Genomic DNA, 15,037 nt, shown 5'->3' with positions numbered 1-15,037 from the left:
AAAAAGTTAAGCTGTTTAAAAATTATTTCAGTTGCACAATCAGTTGCCCTATATTACCTCAACGCACTTCATCCGTTACAGGTTGTTAACCTCCATGAAAGACATTGATACCCTCATCAGCAATAACCAGGTCTGGTCAAAACTGATGGAGGACGAAGACCCGGGCTTTTTCGAACGTTTGTCTCAGGCCCAAAAACCTCGCTTCTTGTGGATTGGCTGTTCTGATAGTCGCGTACCAGCTGAACGTCTGACTGGCCTTGAGCCTGGAGAGTTATTTGTTCACCGTAACGTGGCAAACCTGGTAATTCATACGGATCTAAATTGCCTTTCTGTAGTGCAGTACGCGGTAGATGTTCTGGAAGTTGAACACATAATCATTTGCGGTCACTACGGGTGCGGTGGTGTACAAGCGGCGGTTGAAAACCCGGATTTAGGGCTAATTAACAACTGGCTGCTGCATATCCGCGATATCTGGTTCAAGCATAGTTCGCTACTGGGAGAACTCCCACCGGAACAGCGTCTGGATACACTTTGCGAGCTCAATGTGATGGAGCAGGTTTATAACCTTGGCCATTCAACCATTATGCAATCCGCATGGAAACGCGGGCAGAAAGTCACTGTCCACGGTTGGGCTTACGGTATTCACGATGGACGCTTACGTGACCTGGAAGTCACCGCAACCAGTCGCGAATCACTGGAGCAAGGTTACCGCAGCGGGATTTCGAACCTTCAGAATTCCCATCGCAGCCACAAGAATAGAACACCTTCGCAGTAATGCTGATAGCAAAAAGGGCCTTAAAGGCCCTTTTTTAATGGATGTAGCAAAAGACTTACTCGTCCAGCAGAACCACTTTGCCAACGTATGGCAGATGGCGATAACGCTGAGCGTAATCAATGCCGTAACCCACTACGAACTCATCAGGAATAGCGAAACCAACCCACTCAACATTCACTTCCACTTCGCGGCGCTCTGGTTTATCCAGCAGCGTACAAATGGCCAGTGATTTTGGTTCACGCAGGCTAAGAATCTCACGTACTTTGCTCAGCGTATTACCGGAGTCGATAATATCTTCGACGATCAACACGTCTTTGCCGCGGATATCCTCATCGAGATCTTTCAGGATTTTCACATCGCGGGTGGTGGACATGCCGCTGCCATAACTGGATGCGGTCATAAAATCGACTTCGTGGGGCACTTGCACTTCACGGCACAGGTCCGCCATGAACATAAATGAGCCACGCAGCAAGCCAACCAGCACCATATCACTACCGCTATCACGATAATGTTCAGTGATCTCACGACCCAATTCAGCGATACGGGCTTTGATCTCCGCTTCGGGGATCATCACTTCAACAGTATGTTTCATAGTTATAACCATATGATTTAAAAATAAATCATTCGATGTTGGTTAGATTTTAGCCAACACAAAATATTCAGGCCAGCAGTATAACAGCAAAACCCATTCCCGTGCCCAATTGGTAAAAAAGCCATTTATGTGATGAATATCACACTTGTTAATAACTATAATGAATTGCTATCAAACTTTTAAGAGCGTGATAATTGTGAAAACAAATAACTCTGGTTCGCGGGTCATCGCAACCTTAACAGTCCTGTTTGCGGTACTGACTGGACTGTATTTATTAATTGGCGGGATATGGTTAGTGGCAATTGGTGGGTCCTGGTACTACCCAATTGCAGGGGTGGTGATGTTAATCACCGCATGGTTACTTTGGCAACGCAAAGCTCTGGCTCTGTGGCTCTACGCTGCATTACTGCTTTGCACCGTGGCATGGTCTGTCTGGGAAGTGGGTTTTGATTTCTGGGCATTAACACCACGTTTAGATGTTCTGTTCTTCTTCGGCGTATGGTTGCTACTGCCATTTGTTTATCGTCATCTGATTTTACCCACTGCAGGTGCGGCTCCGGCCCTTGGTGCGGTGTTGGCGATTACCGTTGTGGCACTGGCCTGGGCGGTATTTAACGATCCGCAAGAAATCAACGGCACGCTGAGTGCCGATGCGACAACACCCGTTTCCGCATCATCAACCATTCCTGATGCCGACTGGCCTGCATATGGTCGTAATCAGGAAGGGCAACGCTACTCTCCTTTAAAACAGATCAACGATAAAAACGTCGGTCAGCTTAAAGAAGCCTGGCGTTTCCAGACCGGCGATCTGAAGCGCCCGACCGACCCGGGTGAAATCACCAACGAAGTCACTCCGATTAAAATCCGCGACACGCTTTACCTGTGTACCGCACACCAGCAGTTGTTTGCGCTGGATGCGACCACCGGTAAACAGAAGTGGAAATTTGATCCGCGTCTGGATACGAATCCTTCGTTCCAGCACGTGACTTGCCGTGGTGTTTCTTACCACGAAGCCACAGCGGATAACGCAACTCCGGATGTGGTTTCAGATTGCCCACGTCGTATCATTCTTCCTGTGAATGACGGACGTCTGTTTGCCATTAATGCCGATAACGGCAAGCTTTGCGAAAGCTTTGCTAACAAAGGCATCCTGAATCTGCAAACCAGCATGCCGGTCACCACGCCTGGCATGTACGAACCGACTTCACCTCCGATTATCACCGATAAAGTTATCGTGATTGCCGGTGCGGTAACCGATAACTACTCCACTCGTGAGCCGTCTGGTGTTATCCGTGGCTTTGATGTGAACAGCGGTAAATTGCTGTGGGCATTCGATCCGGGTGCTGAAGATCCCAACACCATTCCTGGTGATGAGCATCATTACACCATTAACTCGCCAAACTCCTGGGCACCAGCGGCCTATGACGCGAAGTTAGATTTGGTGTACCTGCCGATGGGTGTTACCACACCCGATATTTGGGGCGGCAACCGCACACCGGAGCAAGAGCGTTATGCCAGCAGCATCGTGGCACTAAACGCAACTACCGGGAAACTGGCCTGGTCATATCAAACGGTTCACCATGACCTGTGGGATATGGATATGCCATCGCAGCCTACGCTTGCGGATATTACGGTTAAAGGCGAAACCGTTCCGGTTATCTACGCGCCTGCGAAAACCGGCAATATCTTTGTGCTCGACCGTCGTGACGGCAAACTGGTGGTTCCGGCTCCAGAAAAACCTGTTCCACAAGGTGCTGCAAAAGGCGACTACGTGACGCCAACTCAGCCGTTCTCGGACTTGAGTTTCCGTCCGAAGAAAGACCTGAGCGGCGCGGATATGTGGGGAGCGACCCTTTATGACCAAATGGTTTGTCGCATCATCTTCCATAAATTGCGTTATGAAGGCATTTTCACACCACCGTCTGAGCAAGGCACGCTTGTGTTCCCGGGTAACCTTGGGATGTTCGAATGGGGTGGAATTTCCGTTGATCCTAACCGTCAGGTAGCAATTGCCAACCCAATGGCACTGCCGTTTGTATCTAAATTGATGCCACGTGGCCCAGGCAACCCGATGGAGCCGCCGAAAGACGCTAAAGGGTCTGGCACAGAAACTGGCATTCAGCCGCAGTATGGTGTGCCGTATGGCGTGACACTTAATCCGTTCCTCTCTCCGTTTGGCTTACCGTGTAAGCAGCCGGCATGGGGCTACATCTCTGCGGTCGATTTGAAAACCAACGAAGTGGTATGGAAAAAACGTATTGGTACAGTGCGCGACAGCTCACCGCTTCCTCTGCCGTTTAAAATGGGGATGCCAATGCTGGGTGGCCCAATATCTACCGCAGGTAATGTTCTGTTTATTGGCGCAACCGCAGATAACTACCTGCGTGCTTATAACATGAGCAATGGTGAGAAATTGTGGGAAGCACGCCTGCCAGCCGGTGGCCAGGCAACGCCAATGACCTATGAAGCGAATGGTAAACAGTACGTCGTGATTTCTGCGGGTGGCCACGGCTCCTTCGGAACCAAGATGGGTGACTATATCGTCGCTTACGCGTTACCGGACGACGCTAAGTAAAAAACTGTCGGATAGCGCAGCACTTATCCGACCTACGAAACTGGCGGATGAACAGACTTCTGTTCATCCGCCTTTTTTATGCCACCGTAAAGCCAAGCATCATACCGGTATCTTCATGCTCCAGCAGATGGCAGTGCGCCATATACGCTTGATCTTTAGAAGCCGCATGATCGAACTTCACCAACACTTCACTGCGCCCACCTTCTACTCGAACCGTATCTTTCCAGCCTTGACGATGGGCCGCTACCGGTTGGCCATTTTCACTCAGGATGCGGAACTGCGTGCCGTGAATATGGAATGGGTGAAGCATCATGTCACCCTCACCGGAAATCGTCCATTTCTCGTATTTGCCTTTTTTGGCAGCAAACACTGGCGTGTTCATATCAAATGCTTTGCCGTTAATCTTGTTGGCATTGTGGAAATCGAAGCCCTGCTTGCCGTGGTTCATTCCGCCATGGTTCATCTTCCCATGATCCATCTGGCCCATATTACCCATGTTGCCATGCCCGGCCATGTTCATACCCGCCATTGCCTGCTGACCATATTTGTCCATCAGCGCCTGCATCCCCATCATATCTAGCATAGGGTCCATCATCAGTTGCAGCCAGCGCTCGGTGATCCCTTCAATATTTGGCACTGCCGGTACGGTAACCAGTGTGTCTGGCATTTCGCCGGACGCCGCAATAATCAGTGGTTGAATGTGCACTATGGGCTGGGGTTTGTCGAAAGGCTCAACCGTCATACCCATTTGTTTGACTGGCAGCGTGACGATATCAAACGCCTTACCGTCACTCGTATCCACCAGCACTTCGAAACGCTCGCCCATCAACAGAGGGAGTTCAGTGACTTTCACTGGTTCCGTGAGTAAGCCACCATCACTGGCTATCACGTACAGCGGGCGGTTATCGCTAGCCGCTATATTGAGCGAACGCGCGTTACAACCATTGAGCAAACGCAAACGCAACCAACCACGTGGGTTGGCATGCTGAGGATAAACCACGCCATTGCACAGCAGATTGTCGCCAAACCAGCCGACTGCGGCACTCATCACATCTAGCTGATAATCAATTTGCCCATCGGCAGCAAAGCGTTTGTCTTGAATAATCAGCGGAACATCATCGATGCCCCACTGTTTTGGTAAGCGTAGCGCGCGACTTTCTTTATCATCGATTAATACCAACCCTGTGAGTCCCATCGCAACCTGATGGCCTGTTTTGCCATGCTGATGTGGGTGGAACCAACAAGTAGCAGCGCGTTGTTGTGGCGTAAATTTCACGGAGCGTTTACCACCTGCGGCAATTACGCCTTGTGGCCCACCGTCAACATCACCGGGAACTTCTAAACCATGCCAGTGAACCGTGGTTTCTTCTGTGAGGTTATTATTAATCTCAACGGTGACCTCTTCGCCCTGAGTCAGTTGCAAAGCAGGACCTAGCAAGTTGCCGTTATAGCCCCAAGTAGTGGCAGTTTTTCCATTGAATGTGCTTTTGCCCGCTTGCACAGCTAAACGAATGCTATTCTTTGCATCAGGGGCGAGAATTTCGGGGATCGGTAGTGCGGGTCTATCAGCGGCCAGTGCCGCTTTACTCCAGAGCGGTAAGGCGCTAAACGCACCAATGGCAGCAGAATATTTTAGAAAATCACGGCGATGCATATTCAATTCCTTTAGGTTGCAGGCGTGCCATTAAGCATAAACCCTGCCCTTACAGGAAGGTCAAGTTTAGAGCAGATAATAATTCTCGTCGTGTCTCATTTAACTGTGTTAACGTTTCGTATCTGATAAAAAGTGGTAGATGTGATGAAGATGGGAGTTAGGGCGTTAATTCTGGGTTTGTTGCTGGCTTTTTCCACCAGCAGTCAGGCACTTAGCGAGTCTGAAGCAGAAGATATGGCCGATCTTACTGCGGTATTTGTGTTCCTGAAAAATGATTGTGGCTACCAAAACCTGCCTAACGGACAAATTCGCCGCGCATTGGTCTTTTTTGCCCAGCAAAACCAGTGGGATTTGAGCAACTACGACACCTTCAACATGAAGGCGCTTGGCGAAGATAGCTATCGTGATTTAAGCGGTATTGCCATTCCAACTGCCAAGAAATGCAAATCCCTTGCCCGGGACTCGCTCAGCTTGCTCGCCTACGTGAAATAGCCCGAACTTCCATAGCCCTTTGCGGAAAGTTATGCCGTCCCAAAAGTCTTCACCCAGGCTTTTGGGACACTGCTTTAAAAACAAGTCATCGGTTCTGTGCGATAAACTCTCGGTATGCGTTTACAACCTGCAGAAAATCCTCAACGCCGCAGAATGACAAACTCTCTTCATCGTAGTAGTTCATCCCTTCTTCCATTTCATCACCTGAAATTTCCAGCTGATTGGCGCGAATCATCACTTCTTCACCATCGAGCAACACTGTGTATTCATGCCCGACACGTTGCCACTGGCGCTCGCTACCTTTCACTGAATTTGCCGCTTCTTCTACTTCATCAAGCAGGCCGAGATTATCTTTCACTTCTTCGTTAAACCAATGGCCCACCACTTCATGACCCATCGACATACGCACTTTCACCAAACCGGTGACATCACGCAAAAATTCATATTCCATGGTGTTTTCCTCTACCCTGCCTGGGGAAATGCAGTACCCCTTAGCGTATAAGGTAATTATCGCAGCAAAGTCGGCGAAAAACAGCGTTCAGGTCCGCGCGTGGCAAATAAAAAGGGAGGCCTAAGCCTCCCTTGTCGCAGATTGGGTAAATGTTATACCGCAGTCTGGAAAATCACGCCGTCTGCCTTCTCGGTGTACTGAGAAAGTTTGTCGAAGTTCAGGTAACGGTAAGTATCTACCGCAGTCTTATCGACTTGCGCCATAAAGGTCTGGTACTCGTCAGGCGTTGGCAGTTTGCCCAGCAGTGAAGCCACTGCGGCCAGTTCTGCAGAAGCCAGGAATACGTTCGCACCGGTCCCTAAACGGTTAGGGAAGTTACGGGTAGACGTTGAAACCACGGTTGAACCGTCTGCTACACGCGCCTGGTTACCCATGCACAGTGAACAGCCCGGGATTTCGATACGCGCACCGCTCTTACCAAATACACTGTAGTAGCCTTCTTCAGTCAACTGAGCGGCATCCATACGCGTTGGTGGTGCAACCCATAGACGAGTCGGCAACTGGCCTTTGTGGCTATCGAGCAGTTTACCTGCCGCACGGAAGTGGCCGATGTTGGTCATGCAAGAACCGATAAATACTTCATCGATTTTCTCGCCAGCTACATCAGACAGCAGACGCGCGTCGTCAGGATCGTTTGGTGCACAAAGGATTGGCTCTTTGATATCGTTCAGATCGATTTCGATGATCTCTGCGTATTCCGCATCGGCATCGGCTTCCAGCAACTGAGGATCGGCCAGCCATTTTTCCATGCCCTGGATACGGCGCTCAAGCGTACGACGATCGCCGTAACCTTCTGCGATCATCCACTTCAGCAACACAATGTTAGAGCTCAGATATTCTTCGATCGGCTCGCGATCCAACTTGATGGTACAACCAGCAGCTGAACGCTCAGCGGAAGCATCGGTCAGCTCAAACGCTTGCTCTACTTTCAGAGTTGGCAGGCCTTCGATTTCCAGGATGCGGCCAGAGAAGATGTTTTTCTTACCCTTCTTCTCAACGGTCAGCAGGCCCTGTTTAATCGCATACAGCGGGATGGCGTGAACCAGGTCGCGCAGAGTGATACCCGGCTGCATTTTACCTTTAAAGCGCACCAGCACCGACTCAGGCATATCCAGTGGCATCACACCAGTAGCCGCAGCAAACGCCACCAGGCCAGAACCCGCCGGGAAGGAAATCCCGATAGGGAAGCGAGTGTGGGAGTCACCACCCGTACCGACGGTATCAGGCAGCAGCATACGGTTCAACCAGGAGTGGATAACACCGTCGCCCGGACGCAGCGAGACGCCGCCACGGTTCATGATGAAGTCAGGCAGTGTGTGGTGAGTATTCACATCTACCGGCTTTGGATAAGCCGCAGTGTGGCAGAAGGACTGCATTACCAGGTCAGCAGAGAAGCCCAGGCATGCGAGGTCTTTAAGCTCATCACGGGTCATTGGACCGGTGGTGTCCTGAGAACCCACAGAAGTCATTTTTGGTTCGCAGTACTGATTTGGGCGAATACCGTCCACGCCGCAGGCACGGCCAACCATTTTCTGCGCCAGAGAGAAGCCGCGAGTACTGGCGACAACATCTTTAGCCTGAACAAACACTTCGCTGCGTGGCAGATCCAGCGCTTCACGCGCTTTAGTCGTCAGACCGCGGCCAATGATCAACGGAATACGACCGCCAGCACGGACTTCGTCGAGCAGCACGTCAGTTTTCAGCTCAAAATTAGCAATAACAGCGTTGGTTTCGTGGTTACGCACTTCGCCTTTGTATGGATAGATGTCAATAACATCGCCCATGTTCAGGTCGTTGACGTCAACTTCGATTGGCAGCGCACCCGCATCTTCCATAGTGTTAAAGAAGATTGGCGCGATTTTGCCACCGAGCACCACACCGCCGCCGCGCTTGTTCGGCACGTTCGGGATGTCATCACCCATGAACCACAGCACGGAGTTAGTCGCAGATTTACGCGAAGAACCGGTACCTACAACGTCGCCCACGTAAGCCAGCGGGAAACCTTTTTGGTTTAACGCTTCAATCTGTTTGATCGGGCCAACACTACCAGGTTGATCGGGCTCGATACCTTCACGGGCGTTTTTCAGCATCGCTAAAGTGTGCAGAGGGATATCCGGGCGTGACCAGGCATCTGGTGCCGGAGAGAGGTCATCGGTGTTTGTTTCACCGGTAACTTTAAATACGGTAACGGTGATTTTCTCAGCCAGTTTCGGGCGAGAGAGGAACCACTCAGCATCAGCCCAGGATTTCAGCACTTTTTGTGCGTGGGTATTGCCCGCTTTTGCTTTTTCTTCCACATCGTAGAAGTTATCAAACATCAGCAGCGTGTGGGACAGGGCTTTAGCGGCAATAGCTGCCAGCTTTTCGTTATCCAGCGCGTCAATCAGAGGGTGAATGTTGTAGCCACCTTGCATAGTGCCAAGCAGTTCTACAGCTTTCTCTGGGGAGATTAACGGGGAGGTAGCCTCACCTTTAGTGAGGGCAGCCAGGAAACCGGCTTTAACGTAGGCGGCTTCATCAACGCCTGGCGGAACACGATTGGTAATAAGATCTAAAAGGAATTCTTCTTCACCCGCTGGCGGGGATTTCAGCAGCTCGACCAGTGCGGCCATTTGGGATGCTTCTAAAGGTTTTGGAACAATCCCATCTGCAGCACGTTCGGCTACGTGCTTACGGTATTCTTCTAGCACGACGGTTCTCCTCGCTCTCATTGTCATTTCGGTTCCGGCTATTATCTTCACGCTCCTGTGAGACAGCAGTTTGTAGGGTAAATGCCCGGTACCGCGACGGGCAGCATAGCAGGATTTTCAGGGGGGGTGAATGTGTTTACAAAAAAGCAACATTAAATACTTGCTGAATCGTTAAGGGCAAAACATTACTTTTCGATATGACCGTCTGGCCTCTTTTTAATTGATGATTAGCCGGTTCTGGAAGGCGTTTTTTCACCTTATTTTTGGAGAGGGTTACCCTGCAAATGCAAAAAAGTGCTGATGTTAAGAAAACCATCAGCACCGATATGCATTTAATAAAAATTGGCAATAAAGGACGTATTAAAGCTGCTCGCCGTTAGACTTAATCACCTTCTGATACCAGGCGAAAGATTTCTTGCGGCTGCGTTCCAATGTACCATTACCTTCGTTGTCTTTATCCACGTAGATTAAGCCGTAGCGTTTTTTCATCTCGCCGGTTCCGGCAGAAACCAGGTCGATACAGCCCCACGGGGTGTATCCCATCAGATCCACGCCGTCTTCAACCACCGCTTTTTTCATCTCGCGGATATGGGCAGACATATAGTCAATGCGGTATTGGTCATCAACTACGCCATCGCTTCCCTGAACATCAATCGCTCCAAAGCCGTTTTCAACGATAAACAGCGGCAGTTGATAATGATCCCAGAACCAGTTCAGTGAGTAGCGAAGCCCTACCGGATCAATCTGCCAACCCCAGTCTGATTTTTGGACATGTGGGTTAGAGACCAGGCTCTTAGATTCATCGTAATCAAGTTGCGGGTTATCGTCAGTGGCTTTGGTGGCAAACGACATATAATAGCTAAAGCCGATGTAATCGACGCAGCCCTGCTCCAGAACGGCGAGATCTTCGCGGGTAATATCCAGCTCGAAGCCACGGCGTTCAAAGTAATTCAACAGATGTTGTGGATACTTGCCACGGACGTGCACGTCGGTAAACCAGTAACGGCGGTGCATGGCGTTCATCGCCATCATCATATCGTTAGGCGCACAGCTCAACGGGTAGATTGGGCACATCGCGATCATGCAGCCAACCAGCAGATCGGGGTTGATCTCACGCGCCGCTTTCACGGCCAAAGCGCTGGCGACCAGTTCATAATGCGCAGCCTGGAACATCACCGGCTCACGATCTTCACCCGCTTCATACTTCAGGCCAGAGTTGGTAAACGGCGCAAAGTCTTCGTGGAAGTTAGCCTGGTTGTTGATCTCGTTAAAGGTCATCCAGTATTTCACTTTGTGCTGGTAACGAGTGAATACCACTTTGGCAAAACGCACGAAGAAGTCGATAAGCTTACGATTACGCCAGCCACCGTACTCGGTAACCAAATGGTAAGGCATCTCGAAATGCGACAGAGTGATAACCGGCTCGATACCGTGCTTCAGGCACTCATCGAACAAATCATCATAAAATTGCAGACCTGCTTCATTAGGCTCCAACTCATCACCTAGCGGAAAGATACGCGTCCAGGCAATTGAGGTGCGGAAACATTTAAAGCCCATATCGGCAAACAGTTGAATATCTTCTTTATAACGATGGTAAAAATCTATCGCTTCATGATTAGGATAATTTTTGCCCGGCAACACACCTTCAGTAATTTCGCGTGGAACACCATGAGCACCAGCGGTCATGACATCGGCAACGCTTATTCCCTTTCCACCTTCTTTCCAGCCGCCTTCCAACTGATGAGCTGCAACCGCACCACCCCACAGAAATCCATCTTTAAATCCGGACATATTCTTTCCCTCAATTAGAGATCGCGAGTGTGCGACCGGTATTGCTGATTGAAATGGTAGACCGCGCCGATAAGTCCGGCGTCATTGCCATGGCTGACGGTATCGACATACTCGCCTATCGAAAACCAGGCTAGATGTTCACGAAGCAGCGCAAGAAACCCGGGGCGTTCAACAATGCCGCCACCCACCAAAATCTTTTGCGGATCGAATAAATTGACGAGGTTATAGAGACCTGTACCAATGCCGTTAAAAAACTCTGTAACCAGACGCTGACACACAACGTCACCTGCGTCATAACGCTCGAAGACCTCTTCTCCGGTGACCTCTTCTAGCGACTTACCTGCGTAATCAGCGTAATGCTGACGCAGAACTCGCATGGTGCAGGTTGCGTTCATTGTGTAGTGGGGAACATCGCGTGGGCCTGCACGTTCGGTGAGCATATAACCGAACTCTCCCGCCCTAAAACGCGCCCCATGTACCAGTTGGTTATTGCAAAAAATTGCGCCACCGATTCCGGTTCCGATAGTCAGCACTAGAAAATTAGCCATCTCCGCCGCCTTGCCCTGCCAGCGTTCAGCCAGCAACACACAGTTAGCGTCATTTTCAATAGCAACAGGAAGCTGGGTTTGTTCTTCAAGCCACGCTTTGATAGCGAAATTATCAAACTTGCGAATAGCACCGCCCATCTCGATAAAACCGGTGTGCGGGTTTACATAGCCCGGAGCGCTGATAGCTATGCCTTCGCATTCTGGATGGGCCGCAATCCATGTAAGAATCGCCTGCAAAATTTGTTCACCGTCGCTGTCGCTAATCGGCTGTTTTCCCTTCTCCAGAATTTTTCCATCAGAGGCAATTACCCCCATTTTTAGCGCCGTACCACCGATATCAAATGCTGCAATCTTCATGCGGTTCTTTCCTTCAGAATTACTCGGTAAACAGAGGGAAAATAACTGTTCTAATTCATTTTTTATTATCGAACGTGATGACTAAAACAATCTTAATGAACCATGAGTTCAATTAGCAAGTTGCGGCCCATAAGCATTTAAACCTCTTTTGAACCTGTTAAAAAAGCCAAGACACAAGAGGTTAGAGGCTGCTGCTAAATAAACATCACAACATGTGCATTTATTTGGGGTTTTCTGAACAACTTTTTTGCCGGGAAGTGTGATCGATGATCGGAATTAACGCCCCGTATCAGGATCATTTTTCCGATTGGGTCATCTTCCGAGGTAAGAAATACTTCACCTGAAATTCGAACACGTTCGTGTAGAGAATCGAATAATCTATGGGGTTGTTACTCTCATCGATAGATTGCGTCTCCATTTTAATGATGGGATCACGAACGCTGATATGAAGCATTTTGGCTATTTCCGGGGAAGGAAGCACCGGTTGGAAGGACTCATAGCAGCCCTGAATGACGACGTTACATTCGTCCTCAATGTATGAAAATTTTGATTTCTTCATGTGATTAACCGTCAAGTCAGGAAAGCGATTGACGGAAAGCCAGGTTTCCTCAAGCTGCATAGGCACGTTATCAATGTGGCGTAGCCGCTTTGAGTAATAAACCGGTTCACCCGCAGTCAGTTGCAAGCGGATGGCTATTTCCTCTGATGCCGCCTGTAACTCAAACCTCAGCACCTGGCTGGCTGGTTTCTTCCCTTCGCTTCTGGCAATTTCTGTGAAGCTGTCCAGGTGAGTAACGAAAGCCTGGAAATGTTTGTTGCGTAAATAGGTTCCCGAGCCATGTCTACGCTCAATCAATTCCTCGTCTTCCAGTACTTTTAGCGCTTTTCTCAACGTGTTACGCGAGACATTACACGACTCCGCCAGCTCCTTTTCCGATGGGAGAATATCGCCAATGTTGTAGGTAGGGCTGCTAATTTTGTTTTTGAGTAAGTTAACAACATCTTTGTAAACCACTTTTGAACCTCCGCAATCCATTTTAAATCAGTAAGTTATATTCTTTTCCGTGCTGGAGCCATTCATACGTTCATTTTTATTGGTTTTTTTAAACAACTCAGCCGTTACTAAGTGTGATCAAAATTGCAGATGCCTGGTTAGATATTCATTAAGTTACCCTGCATCTGAACATCAACATATATTGAGAAGGTAAAAATGAAAAATATATTATTGGTTTGTGCTGCTGGAATGTCCACGAGCATGCTCGTAAAACGTATGAAAGAACATGCTGTAGCGGGAAATATTGAAGTCAATATTAACGCACTGGCAATTTCTGAAGCAAAAGACAGAATAAAGAAAAATGAAGCGGATATTGTGCTGCTGGGGCCACAGGTACGCTTCCAGAAAAGTGAAATAGAAGAAATTACTCAAGGGAAAATACCTGTCGCCGTCATTGATATGAAACACTACGGGCAAATGGATGGGAAAACCGTATTAGACAATGCTTTAATGCTGCTTGCCAGTCATTAACCTTTAATATTCTATGTCATTAGTGCACGAGCCATAATTTAATTCCGGTGTAAGTTACCGGCATTTTCTTTTGTCAAAATGGTGACTGCAATGATTTCCTGAAATTCGACTCAGCATTATTTATATACCTTAACCCTCAATATACCCATATAACTACAAGGGACTCGTCATGAGTTTAATGGATAACTTTGAACGCGGCATGGAAAAAATTCTTGTCCCTGTCGCGATCAAATTAAATTCTCAGATACATATCTCTGCTATTCGCGATGCCTTTATTCTGTCATTTCCTATCGTCATGGCAAGCTCGCTTATTGTTTTAATTAACTTTGCCATTCTATCACCCGATGGTTTTATTGCTTCTATATTACATTTAGGAACTTTATTCCCGAACTTAGCTGAAGCGCAAAAAATATTTTCTCCGGTAATGAATGGTTCGGTCAACATCATGTCCATCATGATTGCCTTCCTGGTTGCGCGTAATATAGCGATAAATTATCAGCAAGACGATTTACTCTGCGGGCTGACGGCAATTGGTGCTTTCTTTGTCGTTTACACGCCTTACCAAATGGTGGGAGGCCAGGCTTATTTAACGACCCAGTATTTAGGGCCACAGGGACTTTTTGTTGCCATTATTGTCGCCATGCTGACCAGCGAAATTTTTTGCCGGCTTTCGCGCAACCCTAGAATCACCATTACGATGCCTGATGCTGTTCCACCAGCCGTTGCACGTTCTTTTAAAGTACTGATCCCGATTTTCTGTGTCATGATTTTCTTCTCAGTCGTTAACTACTGCCTGACGAAGATATCGCCAAACGGCCTGAATGAGCTTATTTACACACTCATTCAGGCACCACTGAAAAACATGGGCACCAATATTTTTGCAGTATTAATACTTGGTGTAGTGGCGAACTTCCTGTGGGTATTGGGTATCCACGGCCCTAATACTGTTGCAGCTATCCGTGAAACTATCTTCTCTGAAGCCAATCTTGAAAACTTATCATTTGCCGCATCTAACGGCACGACCTGGGGAGCACCTTACCCAATTACCTGGGGTGGCATAAACGATGCCTTTGCCAACTATGGTGGCTCAGGTATGACACTGGGCTTGCTGTTAGCAATATTTATTGCCTCACGCCGCGCCGATTATCGCGACATGGCAAAAATGGCCTTCGTTCCTGGACTATTTAATATTAACGAGCCTATTATTTTTGGCCTGCCGGTGGTTCTGAACCCAATATTAATAATCCCGTTTATTACAGTGCCTTTTGTTAACTCTTTAGTTGGCTACTTCTTCGTTACTATGGAGATTATTCCGCCGATTGCTTATGCCGTTCCCTGGACAACCCCCGGCCCATTAATTGCATTTTTCGGAACGGGAGGAAATTGGCTAGCGCTCTTTGTGGGAATATTGTGCCTGGCTATTTCAACATTAATTTACTTACCTTTCGTTATTGCCGCGAACAAAGTCAACGCCACACAAGCAGCACAATAATTATAGTTTGATTCACCCTCCTTCAGTCGCCCCTG

Annotated in this window: 12 protein-coding genes; 5 read left to right on the top strand and 7 right to left on the bottom strand. The window is 48.6% G+C overall.

Annotation, left to right across the window (positions count from 1 at the left end; genetic code table 11):
- Positions 1 to 94 precede the first annotated feature (94 nt).
- Entirely contained in the window at positions 95 to 775 is a 681-nt protein-coding gene (gene can / locus M977_RS14540) for a carbonate dehydratase (protein WP_064516266.1), read from the top strand.
- Between the two features lie 55 nt (positions 776 to 830).
- Here the strand turns inward: can and hpt are convergent, their stop codons facing one another.
- Positions 831 to 1,367, bottom strand: coding sequence for a hypoxanthine phosphoribosyltransferase (gene hpt, locus M977_RS14535; protein WP_064516264.1), 537 nt, complete (start codon positions 1,365 to 1,367; stop codon positions 831 to 833).
- Positions 1,368 to 1,527: 160 nt separating this feature from the next.
- Here hpt and M977_RS14530 point away from each other — a divergent pair, with 160 nt between their 5' ends.
- A complete protein-coding gene (locus M977_RS14530; protein WP_425339048.1) occupies positions 1,528 to 3,942 on the top strand; it encodes a glucose/quinate/shikimate family membrane-bound PQQ-dependent dehydrogenase in 2,415 nt (804 codons plus the stop codon).
- Between the two features lie 76 nt (positions 3,943 to 4,018).
- Here the strand turns inward: M977_RS14530 and cueO are convergent, their stop codons facing one another.
- On the bottom strand, positions 4,019 to 5,596 hold the full coding sequence (gene cueO, locus M977_RS14525) for a multicopper oxidase CueO (protein WP_064516260.1): 1,578 nt from the start codon (positions 5,594 to 5,596) through the stop codon (positions 4,019 to 4,021).
- Between the two features lie 144 nt (positions 5,597 to 5,740).
- Between cueO and M977_RS14520 the strand changes: the two genes are divergently transcribed.
- Positions 5,741 to 6,088: a YacC family pilotin-like protein gene (locus tag M977_RS14520; protein WP_064516258.1), complete on the top strand. Its 348-nt coding sequence runs from the start codon at positions 5,741 to 5,743 to the stop codon at positions 6,086 to 6,088.
- 85 nt (positions 6,089 to 6,173) lie between these two features.
- Here the strand turns inward: M977_RS14520 and yacL are convergent, their stop codons facing one another.
- From yacL to M977_RS14495, 5 genes are all read right to left on the bottom strand, one after another.
- On the bottom strand, positions 6,174 to 6,539 hold the full coding sequence (yacL, locus tag M977_RS14515; RefSeq protein ID WP_064516256.1) for a protein YacL: 366 nt from the start codon (positions 6,537 to 6,539) through the stop codon (positions 6,174 to 6,176).
- Positions 6,540 to 6,691: 152 nt separating this feature from the next.
- Complete coding sequence (gene acnB, locus M977_RS14510) at positions 6,692 to 9,289, bottom strand: bifunctional aconitate hydratase 2/2-methylisocitrate dehydratase (protein ID WP_157092079.1); 2,598 nt, start codon at positions 9,287 to 9,289, stop codon at positions 6,692 to 6,694.
- Positions 9,290 to 9,649: 360 nt separating this feature from the next.
- Positions 9,650 to 11,080, bottom strand: coding sequence for a 6-phospho-beta-glucosidase (locus M977_RS14505; protein ID WP_064516252.1), 1,431 nt, complete (start codon positions 11,078 to 11,080; stop codon positions 9,650 to 9,652).
- 14 nt (positions 11,081 to 11,094) lie between these two features.
- Positions 11,095 to 11,985, bottom strand: a complete 891-nt coding sequence (gene bglK, locus M977_RS14500) for a beta-glucoside kinase BglK (RefSeq protein WP_064516250.1) — start codon at positions 11,983 to 11,985, stop codon at positions 11,095 to 11,097.
- Between the two features lie 295 nt (positions 11,986 to 12,280).
- Complete coding sequence (locus M977_RS14495; protein WP_064516385.1) at positions 12,281 to 13,000, bottom strand: GntR family transcriptional regulator; 720 nt, start codon at positions 12,998 to 13,000, stop codon at positions 12,281 to 12,283.
- A gap of 195 nt (positions 13,001 to 13,195) precedes the next feature.
- Between M977_RS14495 and M977_RS14490 the strand changes: the two genes are divergently transcribed.
- Positions 13,196 to 13,510 carry a PTS sugar transporter subunit IIB gene (locus M977_RS14490; RefSeq protein WP_064516248.1) on the top strand — a complete coding sequence of 105 codons (315 nt, stop codon included), beginning with the start codon at positions 13,196 to 13,198 and terminating at the stop codon, positions 13,508 to 13,510.
- A 169-nt stretch (positions 13,511 to 13,679) separates the two neighbouring features.
- Positions 13,680 to 15,002 (top strand): PTS sugar transporter subunit IIC, encoded by a 1,323-nt coding sequence (locus tag M977_RS14485; RefSeq protein WP_064516246.1) that lies wholly within the window; start codon positions 13,680 to 13,682, stop codon positions 15,000 to 15,002.
- Positions 15,003 to 15,037 lie beyond the last annotated feature (35 nt).

Origin of the sequence: Buttiauxella gaviniae ATCC 51604, assembly GCF_001654835.1 — a bacterium.
GTDB classification, from domain to species: domain Bacteria; phylum Pseudomonadota; class Gammaproteobacteria; order Enterobacterales; family Enterobacteriaceae; genus Buttiauxella; species Buttiauxella gaviniae.
This window is presented reverse-complemented; position numbering and strand designations above follow the sequence as displayed.

Bases quoted from the DNA above. Each gene is read 5' to 3' on its own strand.
- can (WP_064516266.1), top strand. From the start codon at position 95: ATGAAAGACATTGATACCCTCATCAGCAATAACCAGGTCTGGTCAAAA.
- hpt (WP_064516264.1), bottom strand. From the start codon at position 1,367: ATGAAACATACTGTTGAAGTGATGATCCCCGAAGCGGAGATCAAAGCC.
- M977_RS14530 (WP_425339048.1), top strand. From the start codon at position 1,528: ATGAATTGCTATCAAACTTTTAAGAGCGTGATAATTGTGAAAACAAAT.
- cueO (WP_064516260.1), bottom strand. From the start codon at position 5,596: ATGCATCGCCGTGATTTTCTAAAATATTCTGCTGCCATTGGTGCGTTT.
- M977_RS14520 (WP_064516258.1), top strand. From the start codon at position 5,741: ATGAAGATGGGAGTTAGGGCGTTAATTCTGGGTTTGTTGCTGGCTTTT.
- yacL (WP_064516256.1), bottom strand. From the start codon at position 6,539: ATGGAATATGAATTTTTGCGTGATGTCACCGGTTTGGTGAAAGTGCGT.
- M977_RS14505 (WP_064516252.1), bottom strand. From the start codon at position 11,080: ATGTCCGGATTTAAAGATGGATTTCTGTGGGGTGGTGCGGTTGCAGCT.
- bglK (WP_064516250.1), bottom strand. From the start codon at position 11,985: ATGAAGATTGCAGCATTTGATATCGGTGGTACGGCGCTAAAAATGGGG.
- M977_RS14490 (WP_064516248.1), top strand. From the start codon at position 13,196: ATGAAAAATATATTATTGGTTTGTGCTGCTGGAATGTCCACGAGCATG.
- M977_RS14485 (WP_064516246.1), top strand. From the start codon at position 13,680: ATGAGTTTAATGGATAACTTTGAACGCGGCATGGAAAAAATTCTTGTC.